Source organism: Aquimarina discodermiae (assembly GCF_040786235.1).
Taxonomy (GTDB): Bacteria; Bacteroidota; Bacteroidia; order Flavobacteriales; family Flavobacteriaceae; genus Aquimarina.
The window spans coordinates 1-21018 of sequence record NZ_JBFMKP010000031.1; the positions used below are offsets into that span (position 1 = coordinate 1).

Annotated in this window: 16 protein-coding genes; 13 read left to right on the top strand and 3 right to left on the bottom strand. The window is 34.7% G+C overall.

Annotation, left to right across the window (positions count from 1 at the left end; translation table 11 throughout):
- Window positions 1–415 precede the first annotated feature (415 nt).
- The 5 genes from gyrB (at window position 416) to secDF (ending at window position 8556) form a co-directional block, all read left to right on the top strand.
- On the top strand, window positions 416–2356 hold the full coding sequence (gene gyrB / locus ABW636_RS18190; protein WP_367591498.1) for a DNA topoisomerase (ATP-hydrolyzing) subunit B: 1941 nt from the start codon (window positions 416–418) through the stop codon (window positions 2354–2356).
- A gap of 89 nt (window positions 2357–2445) precedes the next feature.
- Window positions 2446–3432, top strand: a complete 987-nt coding sequence (locus ABW636_RS18195; protein WP_367591499.1) for a DUF6588 family protein — start codon at window positions 2446–2448, stop codon at window positions 3430–3432.
- Between the two features lie 107 nt (window positions 3433–3539).
- Complete coding sequence (mdh, locus tag ABW636_RS18200) at window positions 3540–4478, top strand: malate dehydrogenase (protein WP_367591500.1); 939 nt, start codon at window positions 3540–3542, stop codon at window positions 4476–4478.
- A 170-nt stretch (window positions 4479–4648) separates the two neighbouring features.
- Entirely contained in the window at window positions 4649–5269 is a 621-nt protein-coding gene (locus ABW636_RS18205; RefSeq protein WP_367591501.1) for a hypothetical protein, read from the top strand.
- Window positions 5270–5472: 203 nt separating this feature from the next.
- Window positions 5473–8556 carry a protein translocase subunit SecDF gene (gene secDF, locus ABW636_RS18210; RefSeq protein WP_367591502.1) on the top strand — a complete coding sequence of 1028 codons (3084 nt, stop codon included), beginning with the start codon at window positions 5473–5475 and terminating at the stop codon, window positions 8554–8556.
- A 182-nt stretch (window positions 8557–8738) separates the two neighbouring features.
- Here the strand turns inward: secDF and ABW636_RS18215 are convergent, their stop codons facing one another.
- Window positions 8739–10235, bottom strand: a complete 1497-nt coding sequence (locus ABW636_RS18215; RefSeq protein ID WP_367591503.1) for a S8 family peptidase — start codon at window positions 10233–10235, stop codon at window positions 8739–8741.
- Window positions 10236–10651: 416 nt separating this feature from the next.
- On the opposite strand from ABW636_RS18215, the gene ABW636_RS18220 reads away from it, so the two are divergent.
- Window positions 10652–11572, top strand: a complete 921-nt coding sequence (locus ABW636_RS18220) for a sterol desaturase family protein (protein WP_367591504.1) — start codon at window positions 10652–10654, stop codon at window positions 11570–11572.
- A 144-nt stretch (window positions 11573–11716) separates the two neighbouring features.
- Window positions 11717–13081, top strand: a complete 1365-nt coding sequence (locus ABW636_RS18225; RefSeq protein ID WP_367591505.1) for an aldehyde dehydrogenase family protein — start codon at window positions 11717–11719, stop codon at window positions 13079–13081.
- 41 nt (window positions 13082–13122) lie between these two features.
- Here the strand turns inward: ABW636_RS18225 and ABW636_RS18230 are convergent, their stop codons facing one another.
- Both ABW636_RS18230 and ABW636_RS18235 read right to left on the bottom strand, forming a co-directional pair.
- Window positions 13123–13923, bottom strand: coding sequence for a class I SAM-dependent methyltransferase (locus ABW636_RS18230; protein ID WP_367591506.1), 801 nt, complete (start codon window positions 13921–13923; stop codon window positions 13123–13125).
- Between the two features lie 125 nt (window positions 13924–14048).
- Window positions 14049–14852: an aldose epimerase family protein gene (locus ABW636_RS18235; protein WP_367591507.1), complete on the bottom strand. Its 804-nt coding sequence runs from the start codon at window positions 14850–14852 to the stop codon at window positions 14049–14051.
- Between the two features lie 291 nt (window positions 14853–15143).
- Between ABW636_RS18235 and ABW636_RS18240 the strand changes: the two genes are divergently transcribed.
- From ABW636_RS18240 to ABW636_RS18265, 6 genes are all read left to right on the top strand, one after another.
- Entirely contained in the window at window positions 15144–15515 is a 372-nt protein-coding gene (locus ABW636_RS18240; protein WP_367591508.1) for a DoxX family protein, read from the top strand.
- A gap of 131 nt (window positions 15516–15646) precedes the next feature.
- A complete protein-coding gene (gene kynU, locus ABW636_RS18245; protein WP_367591509.1) occupies window positions 15647–16915 on the top strand; it encodes a kynureninase in 1269 nt (422 codons plus the stop codon).
- On the top strand, window positions 16915–18312 hold the full coding sequence (locus tag ABW636_RS18250; RefSeq protein ID WP_367591510.1) for an FAD-dependent oxidoreductase: 1398 nt from the start codon (window positions 16915–16917) through the stop codon (window positions 18310–18312). Before kynU ends, ABW636_RS18250 begins: the two co-directional genes overlap by 1 nt.
- Before the next feature lie 32 nt (window positions 18313–18344).
- Entirely contained in the window at window positions 18345–18761 is a 417-nt protein-coding gene (locus tag ABW636_RS18255; protein WP_367591511.1) for a RidA family protein, read from the top strand.
- 23 nt (window positions 18762–18784) lie between these two features.
- Window positions 18785–19552: an IclR family transcriptional regulator gene (locus ABW636_RS18260; RefSeq protein ID WP_367591512.1), complete on the top strand. Its 768-nt coding sequence runs from the start codon at window positions 18785–18787 to the stop codon at window positions 19550–19552.
- Window positions 19553–21013, top strand: coding sequence for an aldehyde dehydrogenase (locus tag ABW636_RS18265; RefSeq protein WP_367591513.1), 1461 nt, complete (start codon window positions 19553–19555; stop codon window positions 21011–21013).
- Window positions 21014–21018 lie beyond the last annotated feature (5 nt).

Consider the following 21018-nt stretch of genomic DNA (forward strand, 5'->3'; position numbering starts at 1 on the left):
GTTGTAGTAGACATAGACAATAGTGATGAAATAATCGATTGCTGCTCTGTGTGAACGCAATTCACAAAATAATCTTTAAAATCTTCTGGGATCATAGCTGAAATTTAATAGTTCAAAGATAAAACATATTTATTTTAGAACTTAGCCTTTAATTTTTATAATATTTTTACGTGCATAGCGCTGTTTTAATGCACGATTTTGATAAAATAGAAAATGGCGTAAAAATGTTTTTCTGCTTGTTTTGCGTTTAAGGCTGTTTTTAGCGTTTTTAAGGAGCTTTTTTCTTTTCCGGCTGTATTCTTAACTAATTGTTAATAACTCTTTAAATCATCTTTAGTAAAATACTTTTATCCTTTGTGTGATTTTTTATATTTGTTCGTTAACCAAAATTATATATAAAAAATAAAGCTGGTTTATGAGCGAGGAAACAAATAAGAAAAAGTATTCTGCCGATAGTATTCAGGCATTAGAAGGAATGGAGCATGTACGTATGCGTCCATCGATGTATATTGGAGATGTTGGAGTAAGAGGATTGCATCATTTGGTGTATGAAGTCGTGGATAACTCTATTGATGAGGCTCTTGCCGGTCATTGTGATACTATAGAGGTTACAATAAATGAAGATAATTCTATTACAACACAGGATAATGGTAGAGGGATTCCAGTAGAGATACATAAAAAAGAAGGAGTTTCTGCATTAGAGGTTGTAATGACCAAAATTGGTGCCGGAGGTAAATTCGATAAGGATTCATATAAAGTTTCTGGAGGTTTACACGGTGTTGGTGTATCATGTGTAAATGCATTATCAGATCACCTTCATGCCTATGTACATAGAGATGGTAAAATATGGGAGCAGGAGTATGAAAGAGGGAAACCATTGTATCCAGTTAAATCTACGGGATCAACTGATTTTAGAGGTACTATCGTTACTTTTAGACCAGATACATCCATATTTCAGCAAACTACAGAGTATAGTTATGATACGCTGGCTAGTCGTATGAGAGAATTGGCGTACCTTAATAAAGGAATTAGGATAACGCTTACCGATAAACGTAATAAGGATGACAAAGGAGAGTTTGTTTCAGAAGTATTTCATTCTGAAGAAGGACTTAAAGAGTTTGTAAGATTTCTAGATGCAAGCCGTAATCCTATTATTGGTCATGTAATTTCTATGGAAGGTGAAAAAAATGACATCCCTGTAGAAGTGGCTATGATTTATAATGATTCTTATGCAGAGAATTTACATTCTTATGTGAATAATATTAATACGCATGAAGGAGGAACCCATCTTTCTGGTTTTAGAAGAGGGTTGACATCCACGCTTAAGAAGTATGCAGATGCTTCTGGAATGTTGGATAAACTTAAGTTCGAGATTGCAGGAGATGACTTTAGAGAAGGATTAACCGCTATTGTTTCGGTAAAAGTTGCAGAACCTCAATTTGAGGGTCAGACAAAAACCAAGTTAGGTAATAGAGAGGTGACTTCTGCGGTTTCTCAGGCAGTTTCAGAAATGCTTGAGAACTATTTAGAAGAAAACCCGAGTGATGCTAAAACAATAGTAGAAAAAGTAATACTAGCTGCACAGGCACGTCACGCTGCAAAAAAAGCACGTGAAATGGTGCAACGTAAATCGGTAATGAGTATCGGAGGTTTGCCAGGTAAACTTTCTGACTGTTCTGAACAAGATCCGGCATTGTGCGAAGTGTTTCTTGTTGAGGGAGATTCGGCAGGTGGTACAGCAAAACAAGGTCGTGATCGAATGTTTCAGGCAATTCTGCCACTACGTGGTAAAATTCTGAATGTAGAAAAAGCAATGCATCATAAAGTTTTTGAAAATGAAGAAATCAAGAATATTTTCACTGCTTTAGGAGTTACAATAGGTACAGAAGAAGATAGTAAAGCGTTGAATCTGTCAAAATTACGTTATCATAAAATTGTAATTATGTGTGATGCCGACGTTGATGGTAGTCACATATCTACTTTGATTCTTACATTCTTTTTCAGATATATGAAAGAATTGATAGAAGCAGGGCATATTTATATTGCTGCACCACCATTGTATTTGGTGAAAAAAGGTGCTAAAAAACAATATGCATGGAATGATGATCAACGAGATCAAATCGTTAGAGAATTTGGAGAAAATTCTAAAATACAACGATATAAGGGTCTTGGAGAGATGAATGCAGAGCAACTATGGGATACTACAATGAATCCAGAATATAGAACAATGCGTCAGGTAACTATCGATAATTTGGTAGAGGCAGATAGGATTTTCTCTATGCTAATGGGAGACGAAGTACCACCACGTAGAGAGTTTATAGAAAAGAATGCAGTATATGCCAATATTGATGCATAATATACGTTTTTAAAATACGCTTACATCTGCTATGCCATACGGTGTAGCAGATTTTTTTTATATTGCAACTCCCATTAAGCCCAAATCTTATGAAAAAATGTACCCTACTTTTAGTGCTACTTTTTGGATATACCGCAGTTTCGCAAACCGATATAGATCGTATTCTGGATATAGGTATTGATAATGCCCATACATTTAGTCAAGCTTATTTTGAGCCAGCAGGAGAATCGTTGGTGAATATCATGTCTAATGGTTGGTATACTTCAGGAAAGACTAAAAAACTATGGCATTTTGAGGTAGGGATTGTAGGAAATCTTTCATTCATAAGAAAAGATAAAAGGTCCTTTATATTAGATACTAGAGAGTATACAGACGTAACTTTTCAGGATGGACAAACGAGGCGGGAGGTAGCCAATGCCGTAGGAGTTAACTCAGAAGATGTTGTTGTGGTAATTAATCAAGGGCAAGTCTCTCAATTAGAAGTTGTTTTGCCTAATGGAATTGGAGATTCTGAGGTGAAATCACTACCCAGTGGATTTATTCAGGGATCTGTAGGTTTGATAAAAAGTACCGAGATAAAAGTACGTTTTTTGCCAAAAATCAGTGCGGTAAAAGGTTCTAAAATACGGTTGTATGGAGTGGCATTTCAGCATGAATTTACAGATTGGGTATTCCCTTTAAAAAGATGGCCGGTAAGACTTTCTGGTTTACTAGGATACACCAATGTAAAAGGATTTTATGATATTGATGCAAATGCAAATCAAGAAGTTACTGTAAATACAAATTCTTGGTTGTTGTCTGGGGTTGTTTCTACAAAATTACCGGTGTTAAATTTTTATGGCGGGTTGGGTTATTATTTTGGATCTAGCAGAGCAAAAGTGTTAGGAGTATACCAAGCTCAAAATTTGAGTGGTATCGAAGAAACCATAGTAGATCCTATTAATGTGAAAAATAAAGGCAGAGGTATTAAGGCAACATTTGGTACCGAAGTAAAGTTTGGTGTATTTAAAGCCAATATGGACTATTCTTTTCAAAACTATAGAAATCTTTCCTTAGGACTTAAATTTGGCTGGTAATTAACGTGTTATTTGTTAATTAATTCACTAAAGAATTTGTATTTTCGCGCAAGTATTGAAATCATTTCAGTACAGGGCTAAATATTAATTAAAATAAGACATAAATAATGAAAGTTACAGTAGTAGGTGCTGGTGCAGTAGGTGCAAGTTGTGCCGAATACATAGCAATAAAAGATTTTGCTTCAGAAGTAGTGCTGTTGGATATTAAGGAAGGATATGCAGAAGGTAAAGCAATGGACCTTATGCAGACAGCTTCTTTAAATGGATTTGATACTAAAATTACTGGTACGACAGGAGATTATTCTAAAACTGCGGGTAGTGATGTTGTTGTAATTACGTCTGGTATTCCTCGTAAGCCTGGTATGACTCGTGAAGAGCTGATAGGTATTAATGCAGGTATTGTTAAATCAGTATCTTCAAGTTTGATAGAACACTCTCCAAATGCAATTATTATTGTGGTAAGTAATCCTATGGATACTATGACCTACTTGGTACATAAGACTACAGATCTTCCTAAAAATAGAATTATTGGGATGGGTGGAGCTTTAGATAGTGCTCGTTTTAAGTATAGATTAGCTGAAGCACTAGAAGCTCCGATTTCTGATGTTGACGGAATGGTAATTGGAGGGCATAGTGATAAAGGAATGGTGCCTTTAACAAGATTGGCAACAAGAAATAGTGTGCCGGTTTCAGAATTTATCGCTAATGATCGTTTAGAGCAAGTAGCTGCAGATACTAAAGTAGGAGGAGCTACATTAACTAAGTTACTAGGAACATCAGCATGGTATGCACCAGGTGCAGCTGTTTCTGGATTAGTACAAGCGATTGCTTGTGATCAGAAAAAAATATTCCCTTGTTCTACATTATTAGAAGGAGAATATGGATTAAATGATTTATGTATTGGTGTACCTGTTGTATTAGGAAGAAATGGTATAGAAAAAATTGTAGATATAGAACTTAGCGAAGCAGAAAAAGCAAAACTTGCAGAAAGTGCAGAAGGAGTTAAGAAGACAAATGGATTGTTAGAGCTTAGTAAAGTCTCTTAAGTCTGTTATGATATTGATATTAAAGCCGCTTTATTGCGGCTTTTGTTGTTTTAATACAATATTGGCTCTGTTTTTAAGTTCTTTGAATTGATAATTACGATTGGAAAAGAGAATTAGATATTTATCTAGAGACATCGTAAATGCAATTTTAATTTTTCTATATTTGCGAGATGACTAAAAAATGGTACTTCGGGACTTTAATTGCTGTACTTGCATTGTTGGTAGCAATGCAACAGGAAACCGTTGTGCCTAATCAAGAGATTGTATTAGAATTTGCTAATACCAAAATAACCTCCCCAGAAGCTCAAAATGCAATTTCAATTGTAAAAAAGCAATTGCATGCTATAGGGGTTAAAAATGTTAGAATCTCTAAAGAGTTAAAAGATGGTACGTTAAAAATTACGTATTATAGTGATGCTGATGTAGCAAGTATCAAAAAAATACTTTCTAAAAAACAAAACAGCGCACTAGAGCACCTTGTCTTAGATCAAAACCAAAAGAAAGATAAACTTCCTCCTGTAAATAATGATTTTGAAGCCTATAATCTTGATGTTCATGAACTTCAAAAAAATACTGGTTTTGATACTGGTTTTACAGGACAATACCCTCTCGAAATAAAACAAAAACAAAAACGCTCTACAGGTTTTTCGTATAGTTTCATTTCAAGAATTGATACTGATGAGTTGGATGAACTCATTCGGGTAGCGCAAAGAATTCATACAAATATTGCAATTGCAATAGATAATACTTCTCATAATATTCCAGAAGTGAGAGCTGGACCTATTTCTTAAGTAGGATATCTAACGATACAGATTCCTATAATTTTCTCGTCTTTGTTAAAAGTAAAAATAGATCGTATTCTTAAAAAGCTATTTTACTTTTGCAAAAATGCCCTTGATGGTTTAATTCAGGAGCATTCATAAATCATATTTAATAATTAACAAATAATTGTCAAGTCAGAATAAAATCTGGGCTTGACCTAAAACAATTAACAATGCAAAATAAAGGACTTGTAAGAGTATTTGCAGTATTGTTTGGATTGGTGTGTATATATCAATTATCATACACCTATTTAACCAATACAAAAGAAAAAGAAGCAGAAGTTTATGCACAACAGAAATATCCAGAAACTGTAAAAGACTATTCTAAATTACGAGAGCTGGCAGAAGGTGCTTATTTAGATTCTATCGGTAATGAAGAAATCTTTGCTGGGATTACTTATAAAGAAGCAAAAGAGAAAGAGCTTAATAAAGGGCTTGACCTTAAAGGAGGAATTAATGTTATTCTTCAGATTTCTGTAAAAGATATTTTGAGTAAACTGGCAAACGATTCTAAGGACCCTTCATTTAATCAGGCGTTATTAGCAACCGATGAGGTTCAAAAAGATAGCCAGAATGATTATATCGATGATTTCTTTACTGAGTTCGAAAAAATACCAGATGCAAAACTGGCTTCACCAGATATTTTTGCAAACAAAAACTTAAGCGATGATATCACGTATGATATGACTAATGATCAGGTTCGTCCTATTTTAAAAAGAAAAATAGATGAGTCGGTTGTTTCTGCTGTAGAGGTATTACGTAAGCGTATTGATAAGTTTGGAGTAACACAGCCAAATATTCAAAGATTAGGAGAGTCAGGAAGAGTGTTGGTAGAGCTTCCGGGAGCCAAAGATATTGACAGGGTAAGAAACTTGGTAACAAGTACTGCGCAGTTAGAATTTTGGGACGTTTATAAAATGGAAGAAGTTTTCGGACACCTTGTAGCGGCTAATAATTTACTGAAAGAAAACTTAGAAAGTGCTAAAAAACAAGAAGAGAAAGTAGAAGAAACTGTAGAGGAAGCTACAGAAGAAAAAGAGGCTGTTGAAGGTGAAGAAAAAGAGGCTGTTACAGATAGTACTCAGGTAGATTCAACAAATTTACAAGAAGATGCCTCAATCGATGATTTATTAGAAAACGCAGAAGATTCTACAGCAGTAGAAGCACAGGTAAATCCATTATTTGATCTTATTGCAGGACAAGGAAGACAAGGAGGGCCGGTAATTGCAACTGTAGAGAGAAAAAATGCAGAGCAATTTATGGCTTATCTTAATGATCCTAAGGTAAGAGCACTATTGCCAGCAGAACAACGTTTTGTGAAGTTTGCCTGGGGAAAAGCGGTTAAAGACTCTGAGTTTTTAGATTTATATGCGATTAAAGGAAATCGTAGTAATGAAGCCGAATTAAGTGGAGGTGTAATTACAGATGCCAGACAAGAATATAACCAGGTAGGGGTTGTAACAGTAACGATGCAAATGGATGGTAAAGGTGCTAAGAAATGGGAAGAAATGACCGGAAGAGCATTTAACCAAAGAAGTCAAATAGCAGTAGTCTTAGATGATATTGTATACTCTGCTCCAGGAGTTACAACTGGTGCGATTAGCGGAGGAAGAAGTGAAATAACTGGTGATTTTTCTATCGAAGAAGGTCAGGATTTAGCAAATGTATTAAGAGCTGGTAAATTACCCGCATCTGCAGATATTATTCAGGCAGAGGTAGTAGGACCATCATTAGGACAAGAAGCTATCGATAGTGGTATCATGTCTTTTATTATAGCATTGGTACTGATCCTAATCTGGATGATATTCTATTACGGTAAGGCAGGTGCTTTTGCAGATGTTGCATTGATTGTTAATATTCTATTTATTTTTGGAGTATTGGCAGGTTTAAAAGCAGTATTAACACTTCCTGGTATCGCAGGTATTGTATTAACGATTGGTATGTCTGTTGATGCAAATGTACTTATCTTCGAAAGAATTAGAGAAGAGCTTGCAAAAGGAAAATCACAGGTAGATGCTATCAAAGATGGTTTTAATAATGCATTGTCATCTATTCTTGATGCGAATATTACTACCGGTTTAACAGGTCTTATTTTACTTGTTATTGGTACTGGACCTATTAAAGGTTTTGCGACTACTTTATTAATCGGTATTTTAACTTCTTTATTTACTGCAATTTTTGTAACACGTCTGTTTATCGACGGATATGGTAAAAATGGTAAAGAACTTGCGTTTTCTACCGGAGCTACCAAAAACCTGTTTAAAAACATCAATATTGATTTCTTAAAGAAGCGTAAAGTTGCTTATGCAATTTCTGGGGTATTAATCCTGGCAGGATTATCATCATTGTTTACACAAGGACTGGATTATGGAGTAGATTTTGTAGGAGGTAGAACCTATACAGTTCGTTTTGCAAAAGATGTAGTTCCTACAACAGTAGAGAAAGACCTTGTAGCAGTATTCGAAAGTGCACAAGCAAAAACGTACGGAGCCAAAAATCAATTAAAGATAACTACGAAATATAAGATCGATGAAACGGGAGAAGAGGTAGATGCAGAAATTTCGAACAAATTATATAATGCATTAACAACCTATTTACCAGAAGGTTTAACTTATGATCAGTTTGCTTATGGCGATGATAATAAGCAGGTAGGAGTGATGTCTTCTATGAAGGTAGGTCCTACTATTGCCGATGATATTAAGCAAGCGGCATTTTGGTCTGTTTTAGGTTCGCTTATAGTAGTGTTCTTGTATATCTTACTAAGATTTAGAAAATGGCAGTTTAGTTTAGGTGCTGTGGCTGCAGTATTCCATGATGTTTTGGTTGTATTAGGTGTGTTTTCATTAACCTATAAGTTTATGCCATTTAACATGGAAATTGACCAGGCTTTTATAGCAGCAATTCTTACTGTGATTGGATATTCATTAAATGATACGGTGGTAGTATTTGATAGGATTAGAGAGTTCTTTAGAGAGCATACTGGTTGGTCATTGGGTGATAATGTAAACGGAGCTCTAAACAGTACATTAAGCCGTACTTTAAACACCTCATTAACTACCTTATTAGTACTTATTGCAATTTTCATATTTGCAGTACCATTAAGAGGCTTTATGTTCTCTTTGATTATTGGGGTATTGGTAGGTACTTACTCGTCGCTATTTATTGCAACACCAATAATGCATGATACGATTAGTAAAGTAGGTTTAAAAGAAGAAAAGAAAAAAGAAAAAGAAGAAAAGGAAGAAGTTCTTGCTTAATTCTTTGATAAGAAAACCTTAAAAAAGGAGTGTCTAAATAGTTAGACGCTCCTTTTTTGTTTATTCCAGAGTTTTGATAATGAGCGTCTATAAATTCAAATATGAATAGGTATAAAAAAGGACGTCCGATTTTTCAGACATCCTTTTTACTTTGTTTCTAACCAGTATTTTTATAAGTGTTGCTATTGTACAGCTTTTAAAGCATCAATATTTCCGTAGCCGTAATCTTCATCGCGATTTGGATAAAACTCTGCAGCTCTTTTTAACTTATCAAGAATCTGTGCTCTGGTCATAGATGGATTACGCGCCCATACCAAAGCGGCAATACCTGCAGTGGTAGCAGTTGCTACAGAAGATCCACCCACATATGTTCTGGATCCTGTATTAAAGCCTAAGGCAGGTACCGTTCTGTTTCCATCATTGGCACGTTGCATAACGATGGTAAAATCTATTTCTTCACCGTCATGGCAAATATCACATTGCTTGTATCCATTATCTTTTATTCCGGTAACAGCAATGGTTTCAGACATACTAGCCGGGAAAATAACTCCTACCCAATTGGTAAATGAAGTAGAAGTACCTCCTGCAGCAAAAATCATTTTTCCTTTAGAGTATGCATATTTTACGGCATCTTTTACATTTCCAATAGACCATGGATACCCTATCGACATAGAAATAATTTTCACTTCGCTTTTGTTTCCAAGAGCTTTTAATGCATTACTTACTCCCTTGCGTTCGTGATAGTCATCAAGAATTACATCTGCTGTACTACGATATGCGATCAAATTACAATTGTAGGCTACTCCTACAGGCATGTAATCATTATTACGTGGTGAAGCAATAACAGAAGCCATTTGAGTACCATGACCACATTTATCATTAGGACCGTCAACATTATTTGACCAGGGCCATATAGAATCGATGTAGTTACCGTATCGTTGAACGGTTCTACCGCTAGAAGCTCCATCGTTAAAACCATTTCCTAAAAGGTTTTGGCTTGCAGAGATTCCTGTGTCAATCAATCCTACAGTAATGCCAGCTCCTGTACTGTAATTCCAGGCCTGTGATATTTTGTGGATATTATAGTTCCAGGGTAAGTGTGCATTTGGAGATATTACAGAGTAATCTGCACTATTAATGTTCTCGCCACTTTTGCTGCAGCCGGCAGATTTTTGATGAGTAGAATTGTCACGCTCTAAATAAAAACCATAGCCAATAGGATCTAAATATCTAATTTGATCAGCATTTTGTAACGCTTTTATGGTTTCTAATTTGGTAACTTTTACATCCACTACATTAAGTATTTTATCTGCATAAGTTGTTGTACTTGATTTATCAGTCCTTTCAATAGACTGAACAATGTTGTAAATGTTTTCTTGTGCGTTTTTAAGACGTGGAGATTTTTGAATGGAGAAACTTTCTCCTTTTTCTCCATATCCAACACTCAGGATTTCTCCTCCATGCACAACGGCACTCCATAACACATTTGAAGGAGCTTTGGCCCAGTTTACATCACGATGTTGTTTTAGTTCACCAGCAATATATTTATTGATTTCTGTGATAGAAAGTAGTTTTTCTGATTCATAAAGATTGGTGGTTGGTGCTGTAGTTTCGTTTAGATTTTCTTTACTACAGGAAAATACCATAAATAGTATGGTGATAAGAGTGACTTTTTTCATTTTGGTTTTGGTTTTAAGAATATATAAAAAATTAATAATACTTACAGCGATTGCTTAAATGGGTTAGAACATTTATCTAATTGCTGCAATAAAATTATTTATTTGTCAAAATCACGTGGTCATTAAAAAACTGTGCAAATATACAAATATATGTAGTAAGGTACATATTTGAGGCTGGTATATTACAGGTATAAGTTAAATTTGAATTACTAGTAAGATGTGGTAATCGAGGTTCGAGAATTACATATGAGGTAGCATGACTATAAAAAATTATAAGGCCTATTTTAGTAATATTATTCTATGTTTAGCGTTTTTAACTAGAATGATAGGTGTTTGAAGTACTTTGCGTAGAATTTCTGGATGATTTACTGAAAATTCTTCATATATTCTCCCCCTAAAAAAAATACTTAAGAAAAATGGATTTTACCAACCCTTTGGTCTATGGCGTACCTTGCTTTTTGGGACTGATATTATTAGAGCTAACATACAGCAAAACTCATGATCATAAAAGTTTATATAATTGGAAAGATCTATCAGCAAGTTTAACGATGGGAGTTGGGTCTGCATTGTTAGGACCGTTAATTAAAACTGTTTTTTCGATTGTACTTTTTCATTTTGTTTATGAGCTTTTTAACCCAGAAATTGATGGCGTTCGAACAAATATTATGGGGTGGACTTCTTTTGGGTATGCTTGGTATGTTTGGCTTTTATGTCAATTAGCTGATGATTTTACCTATTATTGGTTTCATCGAGAAAATCACATGGTTCGAATTTTGTGGGCAGCTCATATTGTGCATCACTCTTCTGATAATTTTAATTTAGGAACCGCCGTGCGCAACGGGTGGTTTACACTTTTGTACAAACCATTATTTTATATGTGGATGCCAGCTATTGGATTTCCTCCAGAAATGGTGGTAGTGTGCTTAGGTATTGAGGCTTTATGGCAATTTCAGCTTCATTCGGTATACATTCCCAAACTTGGGATCCTTGAAAAAATATTTAATACGCATACAATGCATCAGGTACACCATGCCAAGAATGTGGAGTATATGGACAAGAATCATGGTGGGTTTTTGAATGTTTTTGATAAAATATTTGGTACCTGGAAACCATTAGATGAAAATATAGATATACAATACGGGGTAACGCATGCCCCTAACTCCTATAATCCATGGGTAATTCTAACTCATGAATACAGGGATATCTGGAATGATACAAAGAAATCAAGAAATTGGTATCATAAGTTTATGTATATTTTTGGTCCTCCTGGTTGGAGTCATGACGGAAGCACATTGACTGTGAAACAAATGCAGAAAGAATTGCAACTAAAAAGTTAAATGAATCATATTATCTATTAAGAATTAGCCTGAAAATCGTATATTTTTTCAGGCTATTTTTTTAGTACGCATCATATTTTTTGATGCAATTTAGTAAGATGATGATTTTAATGAAAATTAGTGAGGTAAAATATGGTACTAACTATGGATTATAATAAGGTAATAGAGCAACAGCGAGTTTTTTTTGATACGCATGCAACCAAGGATGTTAATTTTCGAATAAAAGAATTAAAACGCCTCAAAAACGTTTTAAAAAAGAACGAAAATATTCTTTTTGAAGCAATTTATAAAGATTTCAAAAAGTCTTCATATGAAACCTACGCGACCGAATTATCAGTAATTTATAATGAAATAGATACCGCAATTAAGAATGTTAAGAAATGGGCAAAAGTAAAGAAGAAAGTTGCAGGGTTATTAAATTTACCTGGTTTAAGTTATAGTATTCCAGAACCGTATGGAACCATTTTGGTGATAGGCGCCTGGAACTACCCTTACCAATTATCGCTGGCTCCTGTGGTTGCTGCTATTGCAGCTGGATGTACTGTAATTCTTAAACCCAGCGAAGTGTCACATCATACTTCTGCTATGATGACGCAATTAATTAATCAGAATTTTGACCCATCTTTTTTTAAAGTTATAGAAGGTGGAGTAGAAGAAACAACAGCATTGTTAGAGGTCAAGTTTGATAAAATATTTTTTACAGGAAGTGTCTCGGTAGGAAAAATTATTTACCAGGCAGCTGCAAAATTTCTTACTCCAGTGACATTAGAGCTTGGAGGAAAAAGTCCGGCAATTATTACCAAAGACGTAAATATAGATATGACAGCAAAAAGATTGGTATGGGCAAAGTTTCTTAATGCGGGGCAAACGTGTATAGCGCCAGATTATGTTATGGTAGAGTCAAGTATACAAGACAGACTCTTAGAAGCAATGAAAAAGCATATTAATAGTGCTGATTATAAGATTGATAATGATAATTATACACAAATTATAAATGAAAAAAACTTTGATAGATTGTGTGATCTGATCGATGTGAATAAGATCTATTTTGGAGGAAGTACTAATAAAGAAGAACGTATGATAGCTCCAACTATTTTAACCGATGTTACTTTTGAGGATACGATAATGCAAGAAGAAATTTTTGGACCTATTTTGCCAATCATAACGTTCGATGTTGTTACAGAAGCGATAGATGAAATCAAAAAGTTACCAAAACCTCTTTCATGTTATGTTTTTACGAAGAACAAAACGGTTAAAAAAGAAATTTTGAAGAAGATTTCTTTTGGAGGAGGAGCTATAAATGATGCGATGATGCACTTTACAGAAAAATCACTTCCCTTTGGAGGTGTTGGAGATAGTGGGATAGGAAGTTATCATGGTAAATATGGATTTGATACTTTTTCACACTATAAAAGTATTATTCAAAAACCATTTTGGATAGAGTTAAATTTGAAATACTCTCCTTACTCTTCGGGTAAAATGAAATGGCTTAAGCGAATTTTAGAATAGTCACAACAAAAGTTAGGTGCTATTTAGAAAAAAAATATTGATTATAGTGTAGCTTTAATAGCAAAAACCAATGGATACAATTTGTCTTTGGTGACAAACATTCCATTTTTGTCTTTAAGCAACCCAGGAAAAATTTCATAAGGAGATGCATCAAATTCGTTTAGATAGCTAATAGAAAGCCCAGCATTGGTAAGTGCAGAAATTACTTCTCCTAGTCCGTGGTTCCAAGCATATTCTTTACTGGTGATATTTGCCTTAGGATCAGCATATGTCCCTTGATATTCTTCATAAATAACTTCTTCTTGTTGATAGCCATAAGTTAACTCTGGTGTTTCTTTTAGGTAATCAAACATCCAAACAATAGGATGAAACTCTACCATGTAAAAAATTCCTCCAGGCTTTAGTCGTTCTGAAATCATTTTTCCCCAAGGTGCCAGATCAGGTAGCCATCCAATAACTCCGTAGCTGGTAAAAACAATATCAAATTTCTCTTTAATATATTGCGAAGTATCAAGCACATTACAGCAAGTAAATTTTGCGTCTAGGTTTAATTCTTGGTTTAAATTAGTGGCTAATTTAATCGCTTCTTCAGATAAATCAACACCAGTACATTTTGCTCCCATTCGACTCCAACTAAGTGTGTCTTGCCCAAAATGGCACTGCAAGTGTAGTAACGATTTGTTAGTAACATCACCTAAGGCATCTAATTCATATGAGTTTAATGAGGTTTCTCCCGACTTAAACCGATCCATACTATAAAAATCACTCGATGCATGGATGTTTACTTTTTTATTCCAAGTGTCTTTATTGGTTTTAAAATATTCATTAAAATCGGGAGTCATTACTTTTTATAATTATGTTGGTTCGTAAATATAATAAATAGGTTTGGTAGATTCTTTTACTTCTCATAAACTACTTGTCAAACGTAAACCTTCTGAATACGAACATGGTATTTCTGTTTATAGGTCTATGATGCTGAAGGAGAAATAATTGTTTCGAATATTTCATGTCCAGAACTATATTCAAATCCTTTGTATAAGTTTTTTTCAGAAACACTGGCGGGATAAAATGTGATAGGTTCTATACAAGCCATGTTAGAGGATGGACTCCATAGCATTAGGTGTTTAAATCCTGGTGATTTTATATTTACATTTACCTTACCGTTATTTGATAAGGTTAGGTCATCACAATCTTGGACAGGAAACGCGGTTGATCCTGTTTCTAAAACATCAGTTAAAGGAATTTTTTTGTCCTTAAATTCGAACAAGGGGTTGCTGGTGTAAATTTTTAATGCAGGATGAAACCCTATCATAAAAGGCATCCCTTCTTCTGAATGAATTTCAAAAGTGACTCGTAGGGATGTATTAGTTAATTTAAAGGTTTTGGTAAATTCAAAATTATAGGGCCAGCTTAAAGATGCTAAAGTCGATTTTTCTGGAAATTTAGGATTTGCTACTAAAGTATCAGCAGTATATGCTTTGTAGAAGCTAACACTATTTGGGGTGGCTGTGTTTTTTAAAGAATAGTTCATTGCTCTTAAAATACCATGTTGATCCAGTTTTGCTTCTTTTTTTGGAGTTGCAACAGAAAAATTATTTCCTTTTGTGGCACCGATAATAGGAAACATTTCAATTTCGGTGTTACTCCAGCCGGGATCTCCTTGTTGATGCATGATTTCGGTTTCTAAAAATTGATAATTGCATAATTGCCCGTCACGTATTAAGACTTTGGAGTGATTATCTTCACTTTTTAGTTCAATTTCTAAACTCATATAAGGAGAGGGTATTTAGTGATTATATGATTGTTTTTCTATTCTAAACTTGTGTTTGATAACATACAAAAGTTATTCTGGTAAAAGCTTAAAATTTATGTAAACAACTTTGTTTCAACGAAGTTAAGATAAAATGGGGGGTTAATGAGTTTTTACAATATATTACTAGTAAAAAATTGTATTTCTCTTAAAGAAACTATACATTTATTGATGAAAAGGGAAAATTGGATACTTTTTTGTAAGTATTTGTAACACAATCGTCATAATTTAAAAACTAATTAATTACTCAGTATGAAAAGGATTTTACCTCAGTTGCTATGTGTAATCGTAGCAGTGATCTTGATTCAGACACTTAGATTTAAGTTTACGGCCCATCCGGACAGTGTGTATATATTCACAAAAGTTGGAATGGAACCTTATGGTCGAATAGGAACAGGAATTGTTGAACTAATAGCAGGAATTTTATTAATAATTCCCAAAACAGCTTGGATAGGCGCGATGATTACCTTGGGCACTATCGGAGGAGCTATCATGATGCATTTAACCAAACTCGGCATAGAAGTCAATAATGATGGGGGAACCTTGTTTGTTGTTGCTATTGTAACCTTTGTGTTAAGTACAATAATTCTTTGGATTAAAAGAAAAGAAGTCAAATTCTTTTAAAAGAAAATTTTATTCAAAATGATATTTATGCTGCATTTGAGACAAGTTTAATATAACGTTAAATACTTGTTTCGAATGCTTTTTTGCTTTAAATTAGTAAAACACTGTTTCAATTATTAAAACATTAAAGAATGCCACTTGCATTTAAAACTGGTTTAGCATTTGCTAAAGAACTAGATAAAAAAGATACCATTTCTGATTATCGTGATCAATTTCATATCCCAAAAGACGTTGACGGTAAGGATTGGATATATATGTGCGGTAATTCGCTAGGGTTACAACCAAAAAAAACAGAACAATACATCAATCAGGAGTTAAAAGATTGGGCAAATTTGGGGGTAGAAGGGCATTTTGAAGCAAAAAACCCATGGATGCCTTATCACGAATTTTTAACCGGTGCAATGGCTAGGGTAGTTGGTGCTAAACCTATAGAGGTGGTGATCATGAATACGCTGACTACCAATTTACATTTGTTAATGGTGTCTTTTTATCGACCAACTCGTACAAAATATAAAATATTAATAGAGAGTGATGCCTTTCCGTCTGATCGATATGCTGTAGAATCGCAGTTGCATTTTCATGGGTTTGACCCTAAAGAAGGTATTGTCGAATGGAAACCACCTAAAGGAAAAGAACTATTAGAAATAGAAGATTTACAGGCTATTCTAGAAGAGCAAGGTGATGAAATTGCCATGCTGCTCATCGGAGGAGTAAATTATTATACGGGTCAATATCTCAACCTAAAAAAAATTAGTGATTTAGGGCATGCGCATCAATGTATGGTGGGTATTGATTTGGCACATGGAGTCGGAAATATACAACCAGAGTTGCACAAATCGGGAGTAGATTTTGCAGCTTGGTGTACCTATAAATACCTAAACTCTGGCCCGGGTAGTCTGGGAGGATTGTTTGTTCATGAAAAACATGCACATAACAAAGAATTAAAGCGCTTTTCGGGTTGGTGGAGCCATAATAAAAAAACTCGCTTCAATATGAGACAAGAGTTTGATCTAATGCCAGGCGCAGAAGGATATCAGTTAAGTAATCCACCTATTTTGTCTATGGCAGCGATCAAAGCATCTTTAGATATTTTTGATGAGATAGGAATGGATGTATTACGAGAAAAATCCAGAAAGCTAACCGGATATTTAGAGTTTTTGATTAAGGAAATAGATACGGATCGAATAAAGATCATTACGCCGTCTCATCCCGATGAAAGAGGGTGCCAATTATCTATCCAGGTGCAAAATGCCGATAAGAGTTTACATCAATATCTTACAGAATATCATATTATTACCGATTGGCGAGAACCAGATGTAATTCGTTTTGCACCTGTACCGCTCTATACCAGTTTTGAAGATGTATTTAACATGGTCGAGATCTTTAAAAAAGCATTGTAATGTCTAAAAAAGAAAATATACTCATTATAGGAGCCGGCCTTTGCGGTTCTCTTTTGGCACTTAGATTGGCTCAAAGGGGATATAAAGTAACGGTGTATGAAAAACGACCCGATGTAAGAACTGTAGCCATTTCTTCTGGGAGATCTATTAATCTGGCTTTGTCAGATAGAGGATTAAAAGCAATGAAAATGGTCGGAATTGCAGATAAAGTAACCTCTTTATGCATTCCTATGCATGGTCGATTAATACATGATCTTGAAGGTAATACCTTTGCTTCAGACTATTCTGGTAGAAAAGGTGAATACATTAATTCGGTGTCCAGAGGAGGGTTAAATGGATTGCTACTTTCCGAAGCAGAAAAGCATGAAAATGTTACCATACATTTTAATAAAAAATGTATCGATGTGGATATTGATGCCACTACAGCAATGTTTAAATGCTATACCACCAAAAAAGAGATAACAGTAGATGCAGATATTATCTTTGGAGCTGATGGAGCAGGGTCAGCACTTCGAAAAAGTTATTATCTAAAGAAAAAATTCTTATTTAGCTATTCTCAAAATTACTTGACACACGGATATAAAGAATTAGAGATTCCTGCGAATAAGGACAGAAGCCATAGAATAAGCAAAGATCATCTACATATATGGCCCAGAGGAGAATATATGCTTATTGCACTTCCAAATTTAGATGGTAGTTTTACAGTAACCCTGTTTTTATCCTATAGTGATGGAGTATATAATTTTGATAACCTTACGACACCAGATCAAGTAACAGAATTTTTTAAAAAACAATTTCCAGATGCATTGCAACTCATTCCAGATATTCATGACGAGTTTTTTAATAACCCAACAGGAGCTTTAGGTACCATAAAATGTTCTCCCTGGTATTATAAAGGAAAAACATTGTTAATCGGGGATGCAGCACATGCAATTGTACCGTTTTATGGTCAGGGGATGAATGCTTCTTTTGAAGATGTGGTTGTGTTTGATGAAATTCTCGAACAAAATAAAGGAGATTGGACGGCTACATTCAAAGCATATGAGAAAGTAAGAAAAGAAGATACTGATGCAATAGCAGATCTTGCTATTGATAATTATTATGAAATGCGTGATCACGTATCTAATCCTATTTTTAAACAAAAAAGAAAATTAGAAATGGATCTTGAAAAAGTGTTTCCAGATGAGTATTTTTCAAAGTATTCTATGGTTACATTCAATGAAGATATAAACTATGCCAAGGCTATGCAAATAGGAAGAGCACAGGACAAGGCCTTATTAAACCTTATAGCAGATGAACAAATCAATACTGATAAAGATCTGAAAGAAGTGCTAAAACAGATACAAAAAGAAACCAATGAAATTTTGCAAGAAGATAAGGTTGCAGGATTAAAATAAAGTGTTTAATAGATATAGTAATAGTTGAAATCATGAATAAAGGAAAACTAATAGAAGGAAAAGCAATTCCTAGAGGTAAATTTCCTCATGTAAAACGGGTAGGTGATTTTATATATGTTTCAGGAACGAGTTCGAGACGATCAGACAACACTTTCGAAGGTGTAGCTGTAGATGAGTTTGGGACTACTAATCTGGATATTAAAGCACAAACAAAAGCGGTTTTAGAAAATATCAATGATATTTTAAAGGAAGAAGGAGCAAGTTTGAAAGATGTAGTAGATATTACTTCTTTTCTGGTAAATATGAATGATTTTGGGGGGTATAATGAAGTATATGCAACGTATTTTGATTATGATGGGCCAACGAGAACTACTGTTGCCGTACACCAGTTACCACACCCGCATTTATTAATAGAAATTAAAGCAATAGCGTACAAAAAAGTAGATTAACGTCTTTATAGAATAATGATACAATGAGTAGCACTACAAATAAAAAAATTCTAAATACCTCTGTAGAAAAAGCATTCAAGATTTTGAATTGTTTTTCTACAGAAAAAATAGAGTTGGGTGTTACAGAAATAGCGCATAAAATCGGTACTAATAAAAGTGCGGTATATCGAATGTTGGCTACTATGGAAGCCTTGAATGTGATTCAGCAAAATCCCGAAAACGAAAAATATAGGTTAGGCCTTAAATTATTCGAATTAGGGCAAAAAGTAAGCATCCATAAAAATTTTATTTCCAAAGCCAGACCCTTTATGGAAGACTTAGTCAAACGAGCGGGAGAAACGGCACATTTGGCGATCTATAAAGATAAGAAAGTGTATTTTTTGGATAAAGTGGTAGGTAGACATGATTTACAAATAAATTCGCAAATAGGAAGCGAAAAACCACTGCATTGTACAGGTTTGGGTAAAGTGATGCTCGCTTTTGCAGAACCCGAGTATCGATCAGTAATTGATAGCAGTACTCTCGAAGCCGTTACCAAAAATACCTTAACCAATAAAGCACAATTAAAAGAAGAAATAGAACGAATCAAAAATATAGGTTTTGCATTAGATCTTGAAGAAAATGAAATTGGCTTGGTGTGTGTTGCAGTTCCTGTATTTGATGCCAAAGGAAAATGCATTGCAGCAATAAGTACTTCTGGCCCCTCTGCCAGATTTAATAAAAATGAAATACAAACCTATACAGGTGATTTAAAATATACAGCAAATCAGTTAAAACACATTTTTGGGTAAATGATGAATATAGGTACCATAGAAAAGATTGAAAATTATATTGACGGACAATATATACCACCGCAAGAAAACCAGTGGTTGGATAATTATAATCCAGCAAAAGGGGAGGTGTATAGTCAGACACCAGACTCTTCTTCAAAAGATGTAGCATTGGCTTATGAAGCTGCATCCAAAGCCTTTATAGGTTGGTCAGAAACCTCTTTACAGCAACGTAGTGCTATCTTGCTTAAAATTGCAAACCTGATAGAAGAACATCTCGAAGAACTGGCAATGGCAGAAGCAATAGATAATGGGAAACCATTGACCTTAGCTCGCAGTGTAGATATCCCCAGAGCGTCAGATAATTTTAGATTCTTTGCGAATGCGATCACACAATTTGCAAGTGAGGCTCATGAAAGCCAGGGGTTTGATGCTATTAATTTTACCTTAAGACAGCCTATAGGGGTTGTGGGATGCATTTCACCATGGAATTTACCATTATATTTATTTACCTGGAAAATAGCTCCGGCATTAGCTGCTGGTAATACTGTAATTGCAAAACCTAGTGAGGTTACCCCTATGACTGCGTATTTGCTAGGAGAGATATGTACCAAGGCGGGTTTGCCAAAAGGAGTGTTAAATATTGTACATGGATTAGGTACTTCTGTTGGTCAGGCAATAGTAGCGCATTCACATATCAAAGCCATCTCATTTACAGGAGGAACGGTTACAGGGGCTCATATAGCAAAAATAGCCGCACCTATGTTTAAGAAATTGTCATTAGAATTAGGCGGTAAAAACCCAAATCTCATATTTGCCGATTGCGAGTATGATCGTATGCTCGAAACAACACTAAAATCCTCGTTTTCTAATCAGGGACAAATATGCCTTTGTGGTTCTCGTATTTTGGTAGAAAGAAGTATCTATGAAAGGTTTAAAACAGATTTTGTTACAAAAACCAAGGCATTAAAAGTAGGAGAACCTATGGATAAGGATACCAATATTGGAGCTTTAGTGTCCAAAACTCATTTAGAAAAAGTAAAAAGTTATATTGATAGTGCAACTGCAGAAGACGGTAAGATTCTTTGTGGAGGCGAATATGTAACGATAGCAGGTTATGAAAAAGGATATTATCTGCAACCTACCATTATCGAAGTAAATGATGCTCAGTGCAAATTGGTACAGGAAGAAATTTTTGGTCCTGTGGTGACGATTATGCCGTTTGATACCGATCAGGAAGCTTTGACTTTGGCAAACAATGTACGCTATGGATTGTCATGTACTATTTGGACAGATAGCCTAACCAGAAGTATGCGAATGGCAAAACAAATAGAAGCAGGTATTGTATGGGTAAATACCTGGATGATGCGTGATCTTCGTACTCCTTTTGGAGGAGTAAAGGATTCTGGAGTTGGCAGAGAAGGAGGCTTCGAAGCTTTACGGTTTTTTACAGAACCCAAAAATGTATGTATACAATTTTAGAATAA

Excerpts from the sequence above, each read along its gene's own strand:
- ABW636_RS18220 (WP_367591504.1), top strand. The coding sequence starts at position 10,652 with ATGGATTTTACCAACCCTTTGGTCTATGGCGTACCTTGCTTTTTGGGA.
- ABW636_RS18235 (WP_367591507.1), bottom strand. The coding sequence starts at position 14,852 with ATGAGTTTAGAAATTGAACTAAAAAGTGAAGATAATCACTCCAAAGTC.
- kynU (WP_367591509.1), top strand. The coding sequence starts at position 15,647 with ATGCCACTTGCATTTAAAACTGGTTTAGCATTTGCTAAAGAACTAGAT.
- ABW636_RS18215 (WP_367591503.1), bottom strand. The coding sequence starts at position 10,235 with ATGAAAAAAGTCACTCTTATCACCATACTATTTATGGTATTTTCCTGT.
- ABW636_RS18195 (WP_367591499.1), top strand. The coding sequence starts at position 2,446 with ATGAAAAAATGTACCCTACTTTTAGTGCTACTTTTTGGATATACCGCA.
- secDF (WP_367591502.1), top strand. The coding sequence starts at position 5,473 with ATGCAAAATAAAGGACTTGTAAGAGTATTTGCAGTATTGTTTGGATTG.
- ABW636_RS18265 (WP_367591513.1), top strand. The coding sequence starts at position 19,553 with ATGATGAATATAGGTACCATAGAAAAGATTGAAAATTATATTGACGGA.
- gyrB (WP_367591498.1), top strand. The coding sequence starts at position 416 with ATGAGCGAGGAAACAAATAAGAAAAAGTATTCTGCCGATAGTATTCAG.
- ABW636_RS18205 (WP_367591501.1), top strand. The coding sequence starts at position 4,649 with ATGACTAAAAAATGGTACTTCGGGACTTTAATTGCTGTACTTGCATTG.
- ABW636_RS18230 (WP_367591506.1), bottom strand. The coding sequence starts at position 13,923 with ATGACTCCCGATTTTAATGAATATTTTAAAACCAATAAAGACACTTGG.
- ABW636_RS18255 (WP_367591511.1), top strand. The coding sequence starts at position 18,345 with ATGAATAAAGGAAAACTAATAGAAGGAAAAGCAATTCCTAGAGGTAAA.
- ABW636_RS18260 (WP_367591512.1), top strand. The coding sequence starts at position 18,785 with ATGAGTAGCACTACAAATAAAAAAATTCTAAATACCTCTGTAGAAAAA.
- mdh (WP_367591500.1), top strand. The coding sequence starts at position 3,540 with ATGAAAGTTACAGTAGTAGGTGCTGGTGCAGTAGGTGCAAGTTGTGCC.
- ABW636_RS18240 (WP_367591508.1), top strand. The coding sequence starts at position 15,144 with ATGAAAAGGATTTTACCTCAGTTGCTATGTGTAATCGTAGCAGTGATC.
- ABW636_RS18225 (WP_367591505.1), top strand. The coding sequence starts at position 11,717 with ATGGATTATAATAAGGTAATAGAGCAACAGCGAGTTTTTTTTGATACG.
- ABW636_RS18250 (WP_367591510.1), top strand. The coding sequence starts at position 16,915 with ATGTCTAAAAAAGAAAATATACTCATTATAGGAGCCGGCCTTTGCGGT.